The organism is Flavobacterium frigidum (genome assembly GCF_048286735.1).
In the GTDB taxonomy this organism is placed as follows: Bacteria; Bacteroidota; Bacteroidia; order Flavobacteriales; family Flavobacteriaceae; genus Flavobacterium.
The window spans coordinates 21,104-41,579 of sequence record NZ_JBLVPU010000029.1 but is presented as its reverse complement, the minus strand read 5'-3'; the positions used below and the strand labels follow the sequence as shown (position 1 = coordinate 41,579).

Below are 20,476 nucleotides of genomic sequence, written 5' to 3'. Positions count from 1 at the left end.
AAATAAAAGCATTTAGATCTCAATTCAGAGGAGTTAGAAATATAGAATTCTTCCTTTTTAGACTAACTAATATTTATGCTTAATTTTTGCTTCCCCACAGGTTTTGGGATTGATCCCAGGTTTTGGGATTGATCCTGTAATGTTTTAAAAAATGTTAACAAAGTATTAGAATAGGTCAAATTTGCTACTATGAAGATTTGGTTAACTTTTTTTGCTAATCTCAACTTTTGAAGTCGGTTCTTAATTTTCAAACTACAAATGAATAATTTGAGATTTGCCCTAAATAAAAAAACCTATAAATCGTATGATTTATAGGTTTTTAAAAAGTGGGCGATGAGGGGTTCGAACCCCCGACCCCCTCGGTGTAAACGAGGTGCTCTGAACCAGCTGAGCTAATCGCCCTAAACAATAAAGCCATTTTCATTACCGTATTGCGAGTGCAAATATAAGGCTAGAATTGGGATTTACAAGCATAATTTTAAAATAAATAAATAAAAAATTATCCCTTTTATCTTTTACTCTCACTCATAAGGCTTTACAATAAAAATCAAACACTCTTATTTTTTTGTAATGATTCGTTATAGTCTTACATTTGCATAATAAACAAAAAGTAATGGCCAGATTCAAAGAAAACGATTTACCAAAATCAAAAATTACTGCAACTTCACTCCAAAAAGCAACGGTTATATTTGAATATGCAGGAAACCACCGTTGGAAATTTTATGTAGGTTTAATCTTTTTACTATTTACTGGTGCAACTGCTCTTGCTTTTCCGAAACTGATGGGAATGCTAATTGATTGCGTCAAAAATAAAGACAATACACAAGCCAATATGATTGCGGGAGGTTTGATTGTGATCTTATTTTTACAATCAATTTTTTCTTTTTTCAGATTATCTTTATTTGTCAATTTTACAGAAAATACCCTAGCAAATCTAAGAGTATCATTGTATAGCAATTTAGTAAAACTACCCATGTCATTCTTTTCGCAAAAACGAGTGGGCGAATTAAATAGCAGAATTAGTTCTGACATTACTCAAATACAAGACACGCTTACCTCTACCATAGCCGAATTTTTACGACAATTTATATTAATTATAGGTGGCGTAATTTTATTAGCAAACGAAAGTATCAAATTGACTTTATTGATGCTTTCAGTTGTGCCTCTTGTGGCTGTTGCTGCGGTTATTTTTGGTCGATTTATAAGAAAATATTCGAAAAATGTTCAAGATAAAGTAGCCGAAAGCCAAGTAGTTGTAGAGGAAACCATGCAAGGTATTAGTATTGTCAAGGCTTTTGCCAATGAATGGTACGAAATTGCTCGATACAACGGAAAAATAAAGGAAGTAGTTACAATTGCTATCAAAGGTGGAAAATACCGTGGTTACTTTGCTTCGTTTATAATTTTCTGCCTCTTTGGAGCTATTGTTGCCGTTGTTTGGTATGGTGTACAATTAAGTATAAGTGGCGAAATGAGCGTTGGGCAATTGATATCATTTGTTTTATATTCTACTTTTGTAGGAGCTTCATTCGGAGGAATCGCTGAGCTTTACGCTCAAATCCAAAAAGCGATTGGCGCAACAGAAAGAGTTTTTGAGTTGTTAGGTGAAACGCCCGAAAAAATAAATTCTAATCGAGATCTCGCTACAATAGAGAAAATTAAAGGTAACGTAACTTTCAATAATGTAGCGTTTAGTTATCCTTCGAGAAAAGAAATCAAAGTATTAAAAAACGTAAGCTTTACGGCCAGTTTTGGACAAAAAATAGCGATAGTGGGTCCAAGTGGAACAGGAAAATCTACCATAGCTTCACTCCTGCTGCGTTTTTATAACATTGATGAAGGAGAAATACTTGTAGATGGTAAAAATATTTATGATTTTGATTTAGAAAATCTTCGAGGAAACATGAGTATTGTCCCTCAAGACGTCATTCTATTTGGTGGAACCATCCGAGAAAACATAGCATACGGAAAACCTAATGCGACTGAAGAAGAAATTCTAACCGCTTCTAAACAAGCTAATGCATACAATTTTATCGAAAGCTTTCCTGAAAAATTTGAAACCATAGTTGGTGAGAGAGGAATTAAATTGTCTGGTGGTCAGCGACAACGTATTGCTATAGCTAGAGCATTACTAAAAAATCCAAGTATTTTAATTCTGGACGAGGCCACTTCATCCCTAGATAGTGAAAGTGAAAAGTTAGTACAAGAAGCTCTAGAAATTTTGATGGAAGGGAGAACAAGTATTATTATTGCACACCGTCTATCTACTATTCGTAGTGCCGATCAAATCTTAGTTTTAGACCATGGAATAATTTCAGAACAAGGAACTCATCAAGAATTAATTATGCTAGAAAATGGTATTTATAAAAATTTGAGCAATCTACAATTCAGCAACTCTTAAATTTTTATTATTTATTAAAAATAATAAACTCCATTCAGTTAATTGAATGGAGTTTTTTTTTGACTTAAATGTAGCTGAATACTAAAAACTGAACACTGATCACTTTCCTTTTCTGCGGCTTCGCTCTGCTTTAATCATTGATAATTCGCGGCTCGTTTGACCTGCAACAGAAGTATTTTCTTCGGCACGTCGAATTAAGTATGGCATCACATCCTTAACTGGTCCAAAAGGTAAATATTTCGAAACATTGTAGCCATGATCGGCCAGATTATAGCTAATATTATCACTCATACCATACAATTGACCAAACCATATTCGATCATCGCTAGTTTTAATGCCTTTATTGTGCATCAATTCCATCAACGTATACGTACTTAACTCATTATGTGTTCCTGCAAAAATAGACATCATATCTAAATGCTCGATCATATAATGCACTGCTGCATCATAATTTTCATCTGTAGCTTCTTTAGACGCACATATTGGTGATGTATAGCCTTTTTCCTCGGCACGAACATTCTCTTTTTCCATGTAAGCGCCACGAACTAATTTCATTCCAATGAAAAATCCCTCTTTTTTGGCTTGCTCGTGTAATTTTTTCAGGTAATCCAAACGATCCCAGCGATACATCTGCAACGTATTGAAAACAATGGCTTTTTCTTTATTGTATTTGCGCATCATTTCAGTAACTAAATCATCAGCAGCGTCTTGCATCCAGCTTTCCTCACCATCGATCAACAAAGCTACATTTTTTGAATGCGCTTCTTTGCAAACTAAATCAAATCGAACTACTACTCGATCCCATTCTGCTTGTTCATCAGCAGTTAATGTTTGTTTTTCTCCTAATTTTTCATACAACTCAAAACGACCAAAACCAGTAGGTTTAAATACTGCAAAAGGAATTGCCATGCGCTCTTTGGCAAATTCAATGGTCTTTAAAGTCATTTCTAAGGCAGCATCAAACTGCTCTTCCTCTTCTTTACCTTCTACAGAATAATCCAAAACTGAAGAAACGCCTTTGGTATACATTTTATCTACAACAGAGAGACAATCTACTTCATTTACACCACCACAAAAGTGATCAAAAACAGTTGCACGTATCAAACCTTCGACAGGAAGATTCGCTTTCAGAGCAAAATTAGTAACAGCAGTTCCAATTCGAACTAGCGGCTGATTGGCTATCATTTTGAAAAGAAAATAAGCTCGATCGAGTTCTGTATCACTTTTTAATGCAAAGGCAACTTGTGTATTATCAAATATTTTTTCCATTATTTGTTTAATTTTGTACAAATATAGAGAGAGTTTAAATATTATTGTAAAAATAGAGTCGCAAAAAAAGAAAAATGCAATTTATGTGTTTTTTAATATTAAAATTATTTAACAATTGATAAATTTATACTTTTGAAAATTATAACCCTTTCGGCTAAAACGTTTTTTCTATTACAGTAAAACTTGAATTATAAAAAATTTTAGCTCTTATCTGTAAAAAATTACAAAAGACACTTGAACTGAATAAACAATTAGCAAAATATTCGTCTTTTAAAATACTATGAAAACAACAAACACGATTGCACAATCAAATCCTTCACTAGATAATTCTTCAAATACCGTGTACGGTGATTTCATTGCATTGCTTTTCTTAGCTTTGTACTTGGTAATCGACTTCTTGCCTCATTTCAATAGTATTGAAATTATTAATACTCAGTTTTTTTACCTTTCGCTAGTTAACATTGTCGCAATAGCATACATTTTTAAAAACAAAATTGCGGTCTTTTACAACTATCCTCTTTTTTCTCAGGTAGGACTTTTTCAAATTATTTACTTTTCTTTCGTGGTGTTGGCAGGCTGTTCTTTACTTTTTGCAAAAAACATATCGCTTTCCATTATTAGTTTTTCTCAAATATTGGTCATTTTTTTAATGATTGTAAACCTAATACTTCTTTTTAGGGATCGATTGTACTTGCTTCCAAAAATTGCCTTTTTAATTGGAATAAGCGTTTTCTTGCAAAGTATAGCGCAATTGGGAAATTTTCTGAAAAATTTTGATAATATCACCAATGCATTGAATGAATTAAAGGGAAACGCTGCAAACGTTAACATTTTTGCGGCAAGCTTAAACATAAAGATTCCCTTTTTAATAATTGGAGTTTTACAATATGAAAATTGGAAGAAATGGTTTTTGATTGTCACCTTTTTTCTTTCAACTTTTATTGTTGTATTAATCAGTTCAAGATCAGCATATTTAGGCTTATTTTTTGAACTTATATTCTTTGTTATTGCCTACTTTAAAATTAACTCATTTTCAAAAAATACTTTTTATAACACTTTGCAAATTATTTTACCAGTTTTACTATCAATTGTTTTAGCGAATATAATATTTAAAAAAGGGGACAATATTGGCCGATTTGAGTCTGTTAACACTCGTATTTTACAAATTGCAGATGTAAAAGAGGCTTCTGCTGCTGCGCGATTAGGGTATTGGAAAAATGCTTCAGAAATGATAGCTAAAGATCCTACAACAGGCATTGGATTGGGGAATTGGAGAGTTGAAAGTATCCCTTATGAAAAAAAAAATATAGATGAAGCCTTCATATCGTCGCATACACATAATGATTTTCTTGAAATTGCAACTGAAACAGGGATTCTAAATGGAATCATTTACTTGAGTCTTTTTTTGTTATTATTTTTCACAAACGCAAAAACAATATGTATAAAAACCGATAAAGATAAAACCATTGCCCTACTTGTACTTTTGATAATAATAGGCTATTTTATTGATGCCTTTTTTAATTTTCCTTTGTATAGACCTACTATGCAAATAGCGTTTGCATTCATGATTGTTTTTACTCACTTACAAGTAAACAACAAAAGAACGTTGAATACAAACTCGAAAAAAATTGGATTGGGTTTACTTATTTTAAGTCTTTTAGTTATCGGTTTCGTATACACTGAATTTAAAGCATCGCAACTTGAGTTTAAAATCAAATATGATCAACCTGCCCTTTCTTCGACGGAGATAATCAGTAAGTTTCCAGCTATAGCACAGATAGGTATTTATGGCGAATCTTTTTATCAACATGCGGCTGTTGCAGCATTTAATGAAAAAGACCTTATTGTGGCCGAAAAATATTTTAAACTGGCAAATACGGTAAATCCGTATAATGGAGTTTCCAATTGGTATTTACACAAAATTGAAAAATCAAAAGACAACCAAGATCGAGCTTACACCTTAATCAAAACGGCATTTTATGCACGTCCCAGAACTCTAAATTTTTACTTAGATGGCTTATTGATGGCTGCCAAGAAAAAAGATACCACCGAAATTTTAAAAATACATAAGCTATTTACAACCTATCGAAGTATGCCAGCGAATTGGATAAAAACGGCTAATGCGCTACAAAAGGCCAATTACAGTCCGACTAAAATACAATTATTCCTTAAAGAAGGTTTAACATTATATCCAACAGATTCTTTGCTAAAAGTTAAAACTCAGGGTGAATTAAAAATGCAAAATATTCCGACGAACATAAATAGAGATACCGTAAAAAATCAAAATGTCCCAAACTACATGATAGAAGCAAAAAAAATGGGTGATGCAGGATATTTTAAAAAAGCTATCGAATTATATCAAAAAGAATTTGCAATTTATCCCGAAAAGAGAGTAATCTTGCAGGATATTGCGGTGTGCTACTATAGTCTAAACGATACAAAAACCGCTATTTCATACCTATTACGAATACTTGACGATCCAAATCTTAATGATGGAAAAACAGAATATTTGTTATCAGGTTGCTATCACAAAATACAAGACAAAACAAATTCTTGTAAATACCTGAATCTAGCAATCGCCAAAAATTTCCCAGGATCAAAAGAAATTTTCAATCAACTTTGCCAATAAATATTAAAACAATGCAAAATATAATAGCTAATAACTACCCTATTTACTTCAATGAAAAAGCATACGAAGCATTAAATCTTCATTTGAAAGAAAATAAATATTCAAAACTATTCATTATAGTAGACAATAATACAAATGAATATTGCACAACACTATTTCTCCCTTTTTTAGAAACCGATCTTACGATTGAAATTATCGAATTTGATTCGGGAGAGCAAAATAAAAATATTGAGACTTGCGTCCAAATTTGGAATGTCCTCACTGAACTTGGTGCCGATAGAAAGAGTCTAATCATCAATTTAGGGGGCGGTGTGGTTACTGATTTAGGGGGATTTGTGGCTTCCACCTTCAAACGAGGGGTAGATTTCATCCATATTCCAACTACCTTATTATCGATGGTTGATGCCTCTGTAGGAGGTAAAAATGGTGTAGACTTAGGGAATTTAAAAAACCAAATAGGAGTAATAAATGTGCCCATTATGGTACTAATTGATACACAATATTTAGAAACGGTCCCACAAAATGAGATGCGATCTGGCCTTGCCGAAATGCTCAAACATGGCTTAATATACGACCAGGAATATTGGGAACAATTTTTAGACTTAAAGGCTATTGATTTTGCTGATTTTGATCAATTAATTTATCGTTCCATTGAAATAAAGAACGAAATTGTAATGCAAGATCCCACAGAAAAAAATATTCGTAAGGCATTAAATTTTGGTCATACGCTTGGCCATGCAATTGAAAGCTATTTTCTCGAAAACGATACTAAAACCAATTTATTGCACGGAGAAGCTATAGCGGCAGGAATGGTTTTAGAAAGTTTTATTTCACTTCATAAAGACCTAATCAATCAGGAAGAATATTTTCAAATAAAATCTACTATTAAATCAATTTATGGCATAATAGTTTTTGATGAAAACGATATTGAACCCATCCTAGAATTACTCATACATGACAAAAAAAATGAATATGGGACCATACAGTTTGCTTTGTTAGACGGTATCGGAAAAATAAAGATCAATCAATCCGTTGAAAATGAATTAATTCTTGAGGCTTTTTTGGATTATAAATCTTAATTATTTTTTATAAAAAGGATTGCAGTAGGTATATAATATTTTTTACATTTGCACCGATGAAAAAAAGCCAAAACAAACGCACTTACAATACGAGTAAAATCCGCAGCAATATGTCTTTTCTGAGAATATTGAGACGTTTTAATTGCATTAAAGGTAACTTTGATTTTGATATTTTTCAATATTTGAAAGCTGACCACGAGAAGCTTCAAATCATATACTCAAATATTAGGGTTTGAATTATAGGTTACTGTACTGTACACTATTTTAATCTATAATTATGACATCTAATGAATACAAAATATTCTGATTTAATCAATCAAACCTATTATTTTCCGCAGGAAGAATTTACCTTAAACAAAGATAATCTTCAATTTCACAATATCGATTTAATGAAATTGGTGGAACAATACGGAACTCCATTAAAGTTTACCTATTTACCTCAAATCTCTAACAATATTAACAAAGCCAAAAGCTGGTTTCGTAAATCGATGGAGAAAAACAAGTATGAGGCCAAATATTACTATTGTTACTGTACTAAAAGCTCTCATTTTGAATACATTATGAATGAAGCTTTCAAAAACAACATTCATATTGAAACATCATCTGCTTTTGATATTAATATTGTTGAAAATTTATTAGCAAATGGCAAGATCAACAAAAGCACTTATGTGATATGCAATGGTTTCAAAAGAGACCAGTACATTGAGAATATTGCCCGTTTGATCAATACTGGTCATAAAAACACCATCCCAATTATTGATAACTTTGAAGAACTTGATTTGCTGCAAGGTCAAATCAAGAATAAATTCAAAATAGGAATTCGTATCGCCGCTGAAGAAGAGCCAAAGTTTGAATTTTATACCTCCAGATTAGGAATAGGTTATAAAAATATTGTTCCGTTTTATAAAAAAGAGATCAAAGAAAATAAGAAATTGGAGCTGAAAATGCTGCACTTTTTTATCAATACGGGAATAAATGACAATGCCTATTATTGGAACGAATTAGTAAAATGTATCAAAGTGTACGTGGCATTAAAAAAAGAATGTCCTACTCTTGATGGATTAAATATTGGTGGTGGTTTTCCAATTAAAAACTCATTGGCATTTGAATATGATTACCAATACATGATTGACGAAATAATCAATCAGATTAAAATTGCTTGTGATGAAGCTGAAGTAGATGTGCCAAACATTTTTACTGAATTTGGTTCCTTTACTGTAGGAGAAAGTGGAGGTGCTATATACCAGATTTTGTACCAAAAGCAACAAAATGATAGAGAGAAATGGAACATGATTGACTCTTCTTTCATTACTACTTTACCAGACACTTGGGCCATCAACAAACGCTTTATAATGCTAGCAGTAAATCGCTGGAACGATACCTATGAGCGTGTTTTACTGGGTGGAATGACTTGTGATAGTGATGATTATTACAACTCTGAGCAAAACATGAATGCCATCTATTTGCCAAAATATAACAAAGAAAAACCATTGTATATAGGGTTTTTCAATACAGGCGCATATCAAGAAACAATTGGTGGATATGGTGGTTTGCACCACTGTTTAATTCCACAACCCAAACACATATTAATCGACAGAGACGAAAACGGAATCTTGGCAACTGAGGTTTTTTCAGAACAACAAACTTCCCAAGATGTCCTTAAAATATTAGGGTACGACAAAAAAAAATAAATTCACAATAAATCAATTAGTCAATTTAAAAATTCGTTAAATTTGAAAAACAACTTTAACCGTATGATTTTTAAGTATTTAAATTTTTAGAAAATGAGCAAAGGACCAATCAGTCAGTTTATTGAAAAGCATTACTTGCATTTTAATTCTGCATCTTTAGTTGACGCAGCTAAGGCATACGAACAACAATTAGCCAATGGTGCAAAAATGATGGTGAGCATGGCTGGTGCTATGAGTACTGCCGAGATTGGAAAAATATTTTCCGAAATTATTCGTCAAGATAAAGTGCATATAATTTCTTGTACAGGTGCCAATCTTGAAGAAGACATTATGAATCTTGTAGCTCACTCTCATTATGAAAGAGTTCCAAATTATCGTGATTTAACTCCTCAAGACGAATGGGATTTGCTAGAAAGAGGTTTGAATCGTGTTACTGATACTTGTATACCAGAACATGAAGCTTTTAGACGTTTGCAAAAGCATATTTACAAAATATGGAAAGATGCAGATGATAAAGGAGAACGTTATTTTCCGCATGAATTCATGTATAAAATGTTGCTTTCGGGTGTACTTGAGGAATATTATGAAATAGATTTAAAAGACAGTTGGATGTATGCAGCTGCTGAGAAAAATTTACCTATCATTGTCCCAGGTTGGGAGGATAGTACTATGGGAAATATATTTGCATCGTATGTAATCAAAGGAGATTTAAAAGCTTCTACGATGAAATCCGGTATTGAATATATGGTTTTCTTATCAGATTGGTATCCAAAAAATAGTTCAAACGGTATTGGTTTTTTTCAAATAGGTGGCGGAATAGCAGGAGATTTTCCAATATGTGTGGTGCCTATGTTGTACCAAGATATGGAAATGCACGACGTACCTTTTTGGAGTTATTTCTGTCAAATTTCAGATTCAACAACTAGTTATGGTTCTTATTCTGGTGCAGTACCAAATGAAAAAATTACTTGGGGTAAATTAGACATAAAGACACCAAAATTTATTATTGAATCTGATGCTACCATTGTAGCGCCTTTAATTTTCGCTTATTTATTAGATCTATAGAATATTTTTTATGAAAAGAGTAATTGTTGATTACGCAAAACTTACCAATGCAATTTTAAATCTTTTGGTTGACAAATTTCCAGATGGTTATGATGATTCAAATATTATTAGTTTTAGAAATGCTAAAAATGAATTGATTGAAGCAGTTGAAGTACGAACTGAAGACACTATTTATTTAGTTAAAGTGAGCACAAAACTGGCTGACAGAATTGAAAATTATGATGAGGATGATGAAATAATCATTGATGATGTTGTTGAGCCTATAAAAGGACTTGACTTAGACGATGATATTGATGACGATGACGAGGAGGATAATGACAAACCAGATTCAGATTTAGGAGATGATGACGATGATGAATCTGACGAAAAGGATTATTCTGATGATGATGATGACGAAGATGAGGATTAATTAAACTCAAAAAATACCTAAAAGGAACTCATTCACGAGTTCCTTTTTTTTTCCTTTAGAACTAAAATAGTTGCCAAAATGACTCAAGAAATTTTACACGCCAAATTAAAAGAGAACTTCGGCTTTGAAAAATTCCGGCCCAATCAAGAAGATATTATAAATTGCATACTTTCAGGACAAGATACATTAGCTATAATGCCAACGGGTGGTGGTAAATCAATTTGTTTTCAATTACCCGCATTACTATTTCCGGGAATTACAATCGTAATCTCGCCACTAATTGCTTTGATGAAAGATCAAGTTGATGGGCTAAAAGCAAATGGAATTGAAGCCTGTTTCATAAATAGCAGTCAAACCGAAGACGAAAGACAATTTTATATAGAAAGCTTAAAATCAAATGTTATTAAGCTGGTTTACATTGCTCCGGAAAGCTTGTCTTTTTTAGACAATATTTTCAATAGTTTGAACATAAGCCTTATCGCAATTGATGAAGCGCATTGTATTTCATCGTGGGGACATGATTTTCGGCCAGCATACACAAATCTTGGATATCTAAAAAATCGCTTTCCTTCTACTCCAATTTTAGCTTTAACTGCTACTGCTGATAAAGCTACACGTAAGGATATTAGCCAACAATTAAACTTAAAAAATCCGAAACTATTTGTCGCTTCTTTTGATCGAAAAAATTTAAGTTTAGAGGTGCGTCCTGCTTTAGACAGAGTCAAACAAATTATAGATTTCATCCAAGAGAAACCAAATGAATCAGGAATTATTTATTGTCTTAGCAGAAAAACAACAGAAGAACTTGCTGAAAAACTACAAAAGTTAGGCGTAAGCGCAAAAGCTTATCACGCTGGTTTAGATAATGCAATTCGCTCGAAAACACAAGATGAATTTATCAACGATGATTGTAAAGTGGTTTGTGCAACCATAGCTTTTGGAATGGGTATTGACAAATCTAATGTTCGTTGGGTAATTCATTATAATTTACCAAAAAACATAGAAGGTTATTATCAGGAAATTGGCCGCGCTGGTCGCGATGGTTTGCCATCAGAAACCGTATTGTTCGAAAGTTATGGCGATGTAATTCAATTGCAAAAATTTGCCTCTCAAGGTTTAAACGCCGAAGTGCAACTGGCCAAACTAGAGCGGATGAAACAGTATGCTGATGCTTTAAGTTGTCGCAGAAAGATATTGCTCTCCTATTTTGGTGAACTCGTTACAGAGAATTGTGAAAATTGCGATATTTGTAAAAATCCACCACTATTTTTCGATGGCACCATACTTGCTCAAAAAGCATTATCGGCAATTATTAGATTACAAGAAACCGAACCACTGCCTGTAATTATAGACTTTTTGCGCGGTTCTAAAAATGCTTATATTTATGAAAAAGAATACCAAATCCTAAAAACGTATGGTGTAGGTATTGATCTTTCATGGTACGATTGGAATCAATATTTGATACAATTGATAAATCTTGGCTACTGTGAGATTGCTTTTCATAAACAAAATAAAATTCGGCTTACTAGTTTAGCTAAAAAAGTATTATTTGAAGGTGAAAAAGTACAACTGACAACGGTTCAGAAAATCAATATCGAAAAGCAAGAAAGTAAAGAAATGAAAAGCAAATTAGTAGCTAATTCACTTTTTGAAACCTTACGAAAATTACGTTATGAAATTTCCAAAGAAGAATCCGTTCCTGCTTATGTAATTTTTAGTGATGCGGCTTTGCGCCAAATGGAAACTGAAAGACCAATGAGTGACATCGAATTACTAGCAATTGATGGTGTTGGTAAAGCAAAACTAGAAAAATATGGCGATGCTTTTATAAAAGTTATTCAAGATTTCCAGAAAGCAAAAGGCACTAAAAAGAAAAAAGAAACCACAACCTACAAAGAAACATTGGAACTTTATAAAAACGGATTGACTGTTGATAAGATTGCCCAAAAAAGAAAATTAGGATTAAGTACTATTATGTCCCATTTAGCTAAACTGTATGTTGACGGAGCAGAAATAGATTTGGATTCGTTTATCTCAAAAGAAGAAGTTTCGCAAATTGCCGATGCTCAAATAAAACTGGAATCACCAAATGCTTTAAAACCCTATTTTGATTATTTTGAAGAAAAAATAGATTATAGAAAAATCCGATTGGCATTAGCAATATTAGAAAAAGAGAATGCTGTACATTAAACTTAAGCTATGATTCAATCTTTTCAACCGTATGTTGATTCACAAACCGAAATTTTAATTTTGGGCACAATGCCAGGTATTGTTTCGCTTGAAAAACAGGAGTATTATGCACACAAAAGAAATCATTTTTGGAGAATACTTTATACGATCCTGAATGCAATGCCAATATCTGAAATATTCGAAGAAAAAATACATGTACTCCAAGTGAATAAAATTGGACTTTGGGATGTCTTAGAGAATTGCGAGAGACAAGGAAGTTTAGACATTCATATCACAAACCAAAAGGAAAATGATTTTGAATCTTTATTTAGACTGTTCCCCAATATCAAAACAATTGTCTTTAATGGTAAGGAAAGTCATAAATACTTTTGTAAAAAATTTGGACAAATAAAAGGCATCACCTATCATGTGATGCCTTCCACTAGTCCTGCTAATACAATGAGTTTTGAAAACAAGCTGAAATTGTGGTCAACTTGTTTTTAAAAACTATAAATATCTTTCTTGAAAAATAGTCAGATGGTGTTTTTGATGTCCAATCATAATAAAACCTATTGCTCGAACTGAAACACCCACATTGGAGGCAATTCCCATTCTTTTTAATTGATCTTCTGAAAAACTTTTAAAAAGAAACAAATTCGAATGACGCACTGCAGAAAATTCAGCTAATAAATCTTGAATACTTCTAGCTGTTGCTTCGGTATTATTTACATAGTAATTCTCATCAAAACCTGGCAATGGAGTTTGATCGTTTCTGGAAATTCGCAAGGCTCGATAACCAAAAATTCGTTCTGTATCTATTACATGCTGGATGATTTCTTTGATGTTCCACTTGCCTTCAGCATATCTGTAATCAAATTTATCCATTGGAATGTTTTGTACAAAACGAATGAAATCATGAAGCGAAATTTCTAATTCTTCAATCAAATTAACAGCTCCAAGCGCGTTTAAATAAGGCGCATAAAAGGGAGCATATTCTGAAGTAGGTAAATGTGTTGAATTCATATTATCTGTTATTTAAGCTGAGTTTCTACTGGCGTTTGTATTCCCAAAAAGCGAACGCGTTACTATTTTTTCGTATACTTTAATCAATGCTTCATCGGGCATTTCCGCTTTATTCAATTCGTTAATTCGCAATAAAGCATATTGTTGTATTGTTAACAATGGCAATACTATACGTTCTCTAACTTGTATAGATGCTTTACCATCTGGATAATTTTCCATTAATTCTTTGTGACCTGCAATTTTTAAAAGTAAACGTTTTGTTTCTAAAAATTCATCATAAATAATTTGCCAAAATGCTCCAAACTGAGGATCTTTTTTCATGTAAGCCGTTAGAGGGAAAAATGATTTAGCCAATGACATCATACTGTTTTCTAGCAAGGTTTTAAAGAACAGGGAATCATCATACAAATCTTGTACTTTATCCCATTGATTGGTTTCCTCAAAATATTTTAGCGCGGTTCCTACTCCAAAAAAACCAGGAACATTTTGCTTTAACTGACTCCAAGAACCCACAAAAGGTATCGCACGTAAATCGGCAAAATCTAAATGCTCCGATTTACTCCTTTTTGAAGGTCGACTTCCAATATTCGTTTTAGCATAATATTTCAAAGTACTCATTTGCTCCAAATAAGGAATGAATTTAGGATGATTTTTAAAACTCAAATACTTTTCATATCCTAAACCAGCTAATTGATCTAAAATATCTTTTTCATGCGCAGATAATTCATTTTGTCCTTTACTAAAAACTTGATTAGTCACACCAGCACTCAATAAATTTTCTAAATTGTATCGACAAGAATCCAAAGTTCCAAAATTAGAACTAATTGTTTGCCCTTGAACTGTTATCTGGATTTCGTTGTTTTCAATATTTGGACCTAATGAAGCATAGAATTTGTGCGTTTTTCCTCCACCACGAGCTGGCGGTCCGCCTCGACCATCAAAGAAAATCGCTTTAATGCCAAACTTTCTAGAAATAGCTGTCAACGCCTCTTTAGCTTTATAAATACTCCAATTCGCCATTAAATAACCGCCATCCTTTGTTCCGTCAGAAAAGCCAAGCATAATGGTTTGTTTGTTGTTTCGGCGAGCTAAATGTTCTGCATAAACAGGATTAGAATATAACTTCTCCATCATTTCATGTGCATTTTGCAAATCATCAACAGATTCAAATAACGGAATAATATCCACCGTAGGATTTTCCCAGTTACTCAGGCGGAACAAAGAAAAGATTTCCATAACATTCAATGCACTGTCGTTGTTGCTTATAATATAGCGGTTTGCACCAAATTCGCCATTATTGGCCTGAATTTCTTTAATAGTTTGAATAGATTCTAAGGTAGATCGTGTCATTTCATTATCAAAAACAGACGGGTCGAGATTGCCTTTAACTTTTGATAATATGGTAAATTTATCAGCTTCAGAAAGCTCATAATAATTCTTAGGAAAAACTAATGTATTGGAATTAGAATACAATCCCACTACATCTTTGAATACGACAACGTGTATTTTACTATTTTGACGAATGTCTAAAGAAGCAAAATGAAACCCGAAAAGATTCACTTTTATCAATAATGCATCCAGTTCATCCAAATACAAAGATTGATGTTGATCAATAATAATCTGCTTTATTTTATTTAATTGAGATTTAAAATCCTCAAGAACAATGAAAATTTCTCCTTTTGAATAGAAAACAGACCTATAAAGCTTTTGTTCCAGTTCTGTTATTAAAGTATCTACCCCTGAGAAGGTTAGCTTTCTTTTTAAATTTCTAATTTCTATATAGTAACACTTCAAGATTGAGGTTCTCAAACGATCTGCAACTTTTAAAGTAATTTCAGTAGTCACAAATGGATTGCCATCCCGATCACCACCAGGCCAAAAACCAAGTTTAATCAAGGGGTTTTGTATAGAATTTCCATTGAAAAGGTTTTTTTGCAAATAATGAACCATCTCTCCAGAGGTTTGATAAAATACATTTTCAAGGTACCAAATTAAACTAACTGCTTCATCATAAGGATTTGGCTTTTCATTTTTAATAAATGGCGTTTTCCCTAATTGAGCCAATAATTGCTTGATGTCGAGTAAGTTATTTTTCCGAATTGCATTCGTCAAATCATTAATAATACCAAGAACTGCTCCAGGATAAAACTGCGTAGGATGTGCCGTTAATACGGCCCTAACATTAAAATTTTCTAGAAAATCTATAAGCTCCTCTTCATTGTCTTTTGCATCTGCCTTTTCCTTAATGTCTCGCAAAGACCCTATTCCTTCCATATTGTTTACAACAGGAAAAGCAGCATCTTCGATAGCATCAAATAAAACAATTTGACGTTCTATGTACTGAATAAATCGAAACATCAGATCTATTTTATCTGTTTCGGAAGCGTTTTGCAAATACCTTTTGGCAAAAAAATCTACAATCTCCTTTGGCGTTTCTTGCTTTTTAAAACCAATTTCGCAAACATCTGTAAACAACGGAAGTAAAACACCCGTACTATCAATAGAATCAAATGGTAATGTTATAAATACACTATTGTAAATATGGTATTTTGAAAGAACATTTTGATTAAATCGTTCAATTTTAGGTAGTGTGTACATGGTTAGTTGTAGTTGGTTTAGTTAACTGTTCATAAAAAAACCCCAAGAATTAACTTGAGGTTCTATTTACAATATAGCGCATTCAAGATTAATTACATATTTTTGAAAATAGTATGCATCAAGCGCTTCTTATCATTAATGCTTTCCTCAAGTGAGATCATTGTTTCTGTTCTATAAACACCCTCAATGTCATCTATCATAAAGATAACATCTTTAGCATGCTTGGTATCTTTCGCTCTAATTTTACAAAAAATATTGAATTTACCTGTGGTAACAGATGCTACTGTAACGAATGGAATTTCATTAATTCGCTCTAAAACAAATTTTGTTTGCGACGTATTGTTCAGAAAAACACCCACATACGCAATAAACGAATAACCTAACTTATCATAATCAAGAACTAATGAAGATCCCATGATGATGCCAGCATCTTCCATTTTCTTTACTCTGACATGTACAGTTCCTGCAGATATAAGTAATTTTTTTGCAATATCTGTAAATGGAACTCTTGTATTGTCTATCAACATGTCCAAAATCTGGTGATCTACTTCATCTAAACGAAATTTACTCATAACTCTTTAATTATCATTATTATTTACTTTAACAAAGTATAAAAATATACATAAAAACAACAAAAAGACATAAATATTAAATATTTATCATTCCGTTAACAATTTTTATGTTGTTATCTAAATAAAAATCTGCTTTTTGATTTAATTTAGGAATGTTATTAAAATCATCTTTATAGCTTGCTTCTTTAGCATCGTATTCAAAATGACCGAAATACCCTTCCAAACTTCCTATCTGAGAAATGTAGGCATTAAAAAAAATATCATCATCAATTAACTCCTCTTTATACTGAAGTGCAAAATTGGTGATTATTTCAATACCATCATAATTTATCTTGATGTTTTTATAGATAAAATCATAAAAAACGACTTTATTTTGAGGAATATTCAAGTATTTATTAATTCCGTTGCTAACTATAACGTTTTCGCTCAGCACATTAAAACTAGAAATTAAAGCCATGAAAACATATTTTCGCGTTTCTTCACGTTCATAATCGTAAGAAAAATGTCCGGCTTCTATAAGAATAGTTGGAACACCTAAATACTGGAACGTATCACCAATGCAATTGAGATTAAAGGAATCATCAAAACGTCCGATTTGATTTGGTAAATATTCTTGAAGTATTTCATTTACACCAGCAATAAGATGAATTGCTTTTAATCGAGTGTCGTTAATTTCACGATTCTCATTGTATGAAGGTGCTAAAAAAGATAGCGTTGCAGGTTTTCCAGTATCGCTTACGCCAAAAATAGTGCGTTGATCGTGAAGGTTAAAACAATAATCAGGTTTAAACTTTTCAAAAACAGCTCGTAAAAGCTTACTTTCTGGCTGTGAAAGTACTTGTGAATCGCGATTCAAATCAACTTTATTAGCATTTTCTCTAGTGTATAAAGCAGCTCCATCAGGGTTTAGCATTGGAATACAATAAAAGGTAAATGCATCAAGGCATTTTTGCTCGCTTTCTGGACCACCATGCAAGACATTCAAAAAATCAAACAAGGCTTTTGTAGTGGTAGCTTCATTACCGTGCATTTGTGACCAAAGAAATATTTTAGTTTTTCCTTTCCCTATTTGGTAGGAGTAAATGGATTTCCCTAAAACCGATTTCCCAATAACTTTAAGCTGATTTGCCGTATTTAATTTTTCTAAAATCGGAACAATTGAGTCTAACGTAATGTATCGTCCGTGTATTGAATGTTCCTTATACCGATGAAATAATTCTTCTAAATTCATGCTACTTTATTTGATTTACAAAAGTAAACATCTTTATATTTACATTTGTAAACATTGAAAAGTGACCGAATTATATAAATGTAAACACTCTTTAGGCAGCTTCAATAGGTATCTGACTTTGTTTAGTAAACAATTAGTCTCATTTAAATTTTTATTAATTAATTTATATATTATCAAGTACTTGCCTAATGTTATTTAACTGATAAGTTACATCTTTTTAAGCTCGTAATTCTATTTACAGTTGTGATTTTGGTATTTCAGTTCTTTTTAGTTACATTTGTAAATAGTTATTTCTAAAAAAACAATTTACAATGGTAAACACGGAGGATTTTATAAAAAGGTTGGAAATTATTCTGGATTATTATAGCCTGAATGCTTCTGCTTTTGCAGATAAAATTGGGGTACAACGCTCCAGTTTGTCTCACCTCCTTTCGGGACGAAATAAACCAAGCTTGGATTTTACTCTTAAAATACTGGATGTTTTTCCAGACGTAGATTTGTATTGGATTTTAAATGGAAAAGGAAGCTTTCCAAAAAACACAGAAGAATTTGATAAAAAAGAAAGTAGCGTTGAGCAAATTGTAAAACAAAATATTTATACTCCTCCACCGACTGAAATAATTACTGAGAATTTATTTTCGGAAATAAAAATACCAAATTCGATTCCAGTATTGGAAACAAAAAAAATAGAAAATCAAATTAACGATAAAGAATCGTATTCTGCTGCTATTGACAAAATCGTAATTTTTTATAAAAATGGAACTTTTAAAAGTTATGTTCCCGATTAAAAAAAACAACCCCAATTCAGATTTCCAAATTGGGGTCATTCAAAAAAAAAAAAACTAAATTGTAATTCTGTTATCTAAGTACAAAAAATCAAGATTACTAATTTACTTCTACACGTAGCTTCGAGTAAACAGTACCATCAAAAAAGTGAACAGGCAAATATTTTTTTTGTAAATATGTTTTTTAAAGACTTAATTACATTTACGAATAATTTAAAATTTTGGTTTTGATTTTTTTTAAACAAATTTATTTTTTTTTGACTAAATATCCTTTTGCCGATATTTTACCTTCTATACCTATAAAATGTTTCTTTAAAATAGTCATGTCACTTTCTATAGTTCCAGAAGGTAAAACTGGCATTCCAAGATTAACTTCTTTCTTACCAAAATCAAATGCGACAGGGATTATAGGAACATTTGCTTTTAAAGCGATATAATAAAATCCTGTTTTCAATTCGGTAACTTTTTTTCGGGTTCCTTCTGGAGCAACTGCCAAACGAAAAATTTCTTTTCTGTCAAAAATCGCTGCAATAGAATCGACTTTGTTTAAACCTCCAGAACGATCCAACGGTTCACCGCCCATGTATCTAAAATAAAAACCAAATGGAAAACGAAATAATTCTTTCTTACCAACCCAGTTCATTTCTAATCTAGTTATTCCCCTTGTAAAAATCCCCAAGTAGAAATCATGGGCACTGGTGTGTGGCATCACCATCATAACACACTTTTTTATATTTAGATCAATACCACCAATAATTTTCCAGCCCATGAGTCTAAAAAATATCCATTCGTAAAATTGTTTCTTCATTCTTTTTTATTTATTGCAAAATAAAAGATTTAAATCTTATTTTTGGATAAACTGCCAATAATGATTAAAAAAATATTTAGCTATTTCCTTCCGATAAAAATTTACGAAACAAAATCAGTATTGAGTAAATCGCTTGAAGTAACTTGGGCAAATGGTGAATTAGTTTTAGACTCTCAAAATGCTAATTATTCGTATGGCAGTTTACAACGTATTTTAAGATTGGGGTTAAAAAATATTGGATACGAAAAAATAGCCGTCATGAATCAAATTATTATTTTGGGAGTTGGTGGCGGAAGTGTTATCAAAACATTGGTTGACGAAATAAAATTTAAAGGAAGTATCACTGGAGTTGAAATTGATCCCGAAATTATAAATATTGCAAATACCTATTTTAAATTAGACGAAATAAAAAATTTTACTATTGTAATTGATGATGCTTTTGAATTTGTTCTAAAAACTAAAGCCAAATACGATTTAATTATTATTGATATTTTTCAAGATACAACAATGCCTAATTTTTTATTTGAAACTTTTTTTACCAATAGGGTTTGCTCTCTTTTAAAAAGTCGCGGTTTTATTCTTTTTAATACGATGCTATTAAATGACAGTCAAAATTTGCGAAATAAAAAATACGTCTCTGAGTTTTTCAAAAATGAATTTCAAATAAAAACTATTCCTAGAGTTGAAATTCATAATGAGTTGATCGTAATCGAAAAATTAAATTAAATATAAATGGTAAATGGTTTT

The 20,476-nt window shown here is 32.0% G+C and carries 16 protein-coding genes and 1 tRNA gene; 10 read left to right on the top strand and 7 right to left on the bottom strand.

What is annotated here, in order from left to right:
* Positions 1-327 precede the first annotated feature (327 nt).
* Positions 328-402 (bottom strand) — tRNA-Val (locus ACNQGO_RS14385).
* 211 nt (positions 403-613) lie between these two features.
* On the opposite strand from ACNQGO_RS14385, the gene ACNQGO_RS14380 reads away from it, so the two are divergent.
* A complete protein-coding gene (locus tag ACNQGO_RS14380) occupies positions 614-2,401 on the top strand; it encodes an ABC transporter ATP-binding protein (RefSeq protein ID WP_417947620.1) in 1,788 nt (595 codons plus the stop codon).
* A 99-nt stretch (positions 2,402-2,500) separates the two neighbouring features.
* On the opposite strand, the gene ACNQGO_RS14375 is transcribed toward ACNQGO_RS14380, so the two are convergent.
* Positions 2,501-3,670 carry a proline dehydrogenase family protein gene (locus ACNQGO_RS14375; RefSeq protein WP_417985697.1) on the bottom strand — a complete coding sequence of 390 codons (1,170 nt, stop codon included), beginning with the start codon at positions 3,668-3,670 and terminating at the stop codon, positions 2,501-2,503.
* A 280-nt stretch (positions 3,671-3,950) separates the two neighbouring features.
* Here ACNQGO_RS14375 and ACNQGO_RS14370 point away from each other — a divergent pair, with 280 nt between their 5' ends.
* The 7 genes from ACNQGO_RS14370 to ACNQGO_RS14340 all read left to right on the top strand — a co-directional run bounded on the left by ACNQGO_RS14370 (position 3,951) and on the right by ACNQGO_RS14340 (position 13,216).
* Positions 3,951-6,299 (top strand): O-antigen ligase family protein, encoded by a 2,349-nt coding sequence (locus ACNQGO_RS14370; protein ID WP_417985696.1) that lies wholly within the window; start codon positions 3,951-3,953, stop codon positions 6,297-6,299.
* An 11-nt stretch (positions 6,300-6,310) separates the two neighbouring features.
* Entirely contained in the window at positions 6,311-7,378 is a 1,068-nt protein-coding gene (aroB, locus tag ACNQGO_RS14365) for a 3-dehydroquinate synthase (protein ID WP_417985695.1), read from the top strand.
* A gap of 287 nt (positions 7,379-7,665) precedes the next feature.
* Complete coding sequence (locus ACNQGO_RS14360; protein ID WP_417944838.1) at positions 7,666-9,069, top strand: type III PLP-dependent enzyme domain-containing protein; 1,404 nt, start codon at positions 7,666-7,668, stop codon at positions 9,067-9,069.
* A gap of 93 nt (positions 9,070-9,162) precedes the next feature.
* Complete coding sequence (locus tag ACNQGO_RS14355) at positions 9,163-10,134, top strand: deoxyhypusine synthase family protein (RefSeq protein ID WP_309755696.1); 972 nt, start codon at positions 9,163-9,165, stop codon at positions 10,132-10,134.
* Between the two features lie 10 nt (positions 10,135-10,144).
* Positions 10,145-10,543, top strand: a complete 399-nt coding sequence (locus ACNQGO_RS14350; RefSeq protein ID WP_417985694.1) for a DNA primase — start codon at positions 10,145-10,147, stop codon at positions 10,541-10,543.
* 78 nt (positions 10,544-10,621) lie between these two features.
* Positions 10,622-12,733, top strand: a complete 2,112-nt coding sequence (gene recQ, locus ACNQGO_RS14345) for a DNA helicase RecQ (RefSeq protein ID WP_417985693.1) — start codon at positions 10,622-10,624, stop codon at positions 12,731-12,733.
* Between the two features lie 9 nt (positions 12,734-12,742).
* Entirely contained in the window at positions 12,743-13,216 is a 474-nt protein-coding gene (locus tag ACNQGO_RS14340; RefSeq protein WP_417985692.1) for a DNA-deoxyinosine glycosylase, read from the top strand.
* A gap of 3 nt (positions 13,217-13,219) precedes the next feature.
* On the opposite strand, the gene ACNQGO_RS14335 is transcribed toward ACNQGO_RS14340, so the two are convergent.
* The 4 genes from ACNQGO_RS14335 to ACNQGO_RS14320 form a co-directional block, all read right to left on the bottom strand.
* The gene (locus ACNQGO_RS14335) at positions 13,220-13,735 is read right to left on the bottom strand and encodes a DinB family protein (RefSeq protein ID WP_417979383.1); all 516 of its coding nucleotides are present in this window, start codon (positions 13,733-13,735) and stop codon (positions 13,220-13,222) included.
* A gap of 12 nt (positions 13,736-13,747) precedes the next feature.
* Positions 13,748-16,333 carry a phosphoenolpyruvate carboxylase gene (locus tag ACNQGO_RS14330; RefSeq protein WP_417985691.1) on the bottom strand — a complete coding sequence of 862 codons (2,586 nt, stop codon included), beginning with the start codon at positions 16,331-16,333 and terminating at the stop codon, positions 13,748-13,750.
* Positions 16,334-16,425: 92 nt separating this feature from the next.
* Positions 16,426-16,905 (bottom strand): Lrp/AsnC family transcriptional regulator, encoded by a 480-nt coding sequence (locus ACNQGO_RS14325; RefSeq protein ID WP_114755272.1) that lies wholly within the window; start codon positions 16,903-16,905, stop codon positions 16,426-16,428.
* Between the two features lie 76 nt (positions 16,906-16,981).
* Entirely contained in the window at positions 16,982-18,136 is a 1,155-nt protein-coding gene (locus ACNQGO_RS14320) for a M14 family metallopeptidase (RefSeq protein ID WP_417985690.1), read from the bottom strand.
* A 311-nt stretch (positions 18,137-18,447) separates the two neighbouring features.
* On the opposite strand from ACNQGO_RS14320, the gene ACNQGO_RS14315 reads away from it, so the two are divergent.
* On the top strand, positions 18,448-18,924 hold the full coding sequence (locus ACNQGO_RS14315) for a helix-turn-helix transcriptional regulator (protein ID WP_417985689.1): 477 nt from the start codon (positions 18,448-18,450) through the stop codon (positions 18,922-18,924).
* A gap of 244 nt (positions 18,925-19,168) precedes the next feature.
* On the opposite strand, the gene ACNQGO_RS14310 is transcribed toward ACNQGO_RS14315, so the two are convergent.
* Positions 19,169-19,729 (bottom strand): 1-acyl-sn-glycerol-3-phosphate acyltransferase, encoded by a 561-nt coding sequence (locus ACNQGO_RS14310; protein WP_417985688.1) that lies wholly within the window; start codon positions 19,727-19,729, stop codon positions 19,169-19,171.
* Between the two features lie 60 nt (positions 19,730-19,789).
* On the opposite strand from ACNQGO_RS14310, the gene ACNQGO_RS14305 reads away from it, so the two are divergent.
* Positions 19,790-20,455 carry a spermidine synthase gene (locus ACNQGO_RS14305; protein WP_417985687.1) on the top strand — a complete coding sequence of 222 codons (666 nt, stop codon included), beginning with the start codon at positions 19,790-19,792 and terminating at the stop codon, positions 20,453-20,455.
* Positions 20,456-20,476: the final 21 nt, after the last annotated feature.

Bases quoted from the DNA above. Each gene is read 5' to 3' on its own strand.
- ACNQGO_RS14330 (WP_417985691.1), bottom strand. From the start codon at position 16,333: ATGTACACACTACCTAAAATTGAACGATTTAATCAAAATGTTCTTTCA.
- ACNQGO_RS14335 (WP_417979383.1), bottom strand. From the start codon at position 13,735: ATGAATTCAACACATTTACCTACTTCAGAATATGCTCCCTTTTATGCG.
- ACNQGO_RS14360 (WP_417944838.1), top strand. From the start codon at position 7,666: ATGAATACAAAATATTCTGATTTAATCAATCAAACCTATTATTTTCCG.
- ACNQGO_RS14340 (WP_417985692.1), top strand. From the start codon at position 12,743: ATGATTCAATCTTTTCAACCGTATGTTGATTCACAAACCGAAATTTTA.
- ACNQGO_RS14325 (WP_114755272.1), bottom strand. From the start codon at position 16,905: ATGAGTAAATTTCGTTTAGATGAAGTAGATCACCAGATTTTGGACATG.
- ACNQGO_RS14320 (WP_417985690.1), bottom strand. From the start codon at position 18,136: ATGAATTTAGAAGAATTATTTCATCGGTATAAGGAACATTCAATACAC.
- ACNQGO_RS14315 (WP_417985689.1), top strand. From the start codon at position 18,448: ATGGTAAACACGGAGGATTTTATAAAAAGGTTGGAAATTATTCTGGAT.
- ACNQGO_RS14375 (WP_417985697.1), bottom strand. From the start codon at position 3,670: ATGGAAAAAATATTTGATAATACACAAGTTGCCTTTGCATTAAAAAGT.
- ACNQGO_RS14370 (WP_417985696.1), top strand. From the start codon at position 3,951: ATGAAAACAACAAACACGATTGCACAATCAAATCCTTCACTAGATAAT.
- ACNQGO_RS14310 (WP_417985688.1), bottom strand. From the start codon at position 19,729: ATGAAGAAACAATTTTACGAATGGATATTTTTTAGACTCATGGGCTGG.
- ACNQGO_RS14355 (WP_309755696.1), top strand. From the start codon at position 9,163: ATGAGCAAAGGACCAATCAGTCAGTTTATTGAAAAGCATTACTTGCAT.
- ACNQGO_RS14380 (WP_417947620.1), top strand. From the start codon at position 614: ATGGCCAGATTCAAAGAAAACGATTTACCAAAATCAAAAATTACTGCA.
- aroB (WP_417985695.1), top strand. From the start codon at position 6,311: ATGCAAAATATAATAGCTAATAACTACCCTATTTACTTCAATGAAAAA.
- recQ (WP_417985693.1), top strand. From the start codon at position 10,622: ATGACTCAAGAAATTTTACACGCCAAATTAAAAGAGAACTTCGGCTTT.
- ACNQGO_RS14350 (WP_417985694.1), top strand. From the start codon at position 10,145: ATGAAAAGAGTAATTGTTGATTACGCAAAACTTACCAATGCAATTTTA.
- ACNQGO_RS14305 (WP_417985687.1), top strand. From the start codon at position 19,790: ATGATTAAAAAAATATTTAGCTATTTCCTTCCGATAAAAATTTACGAA.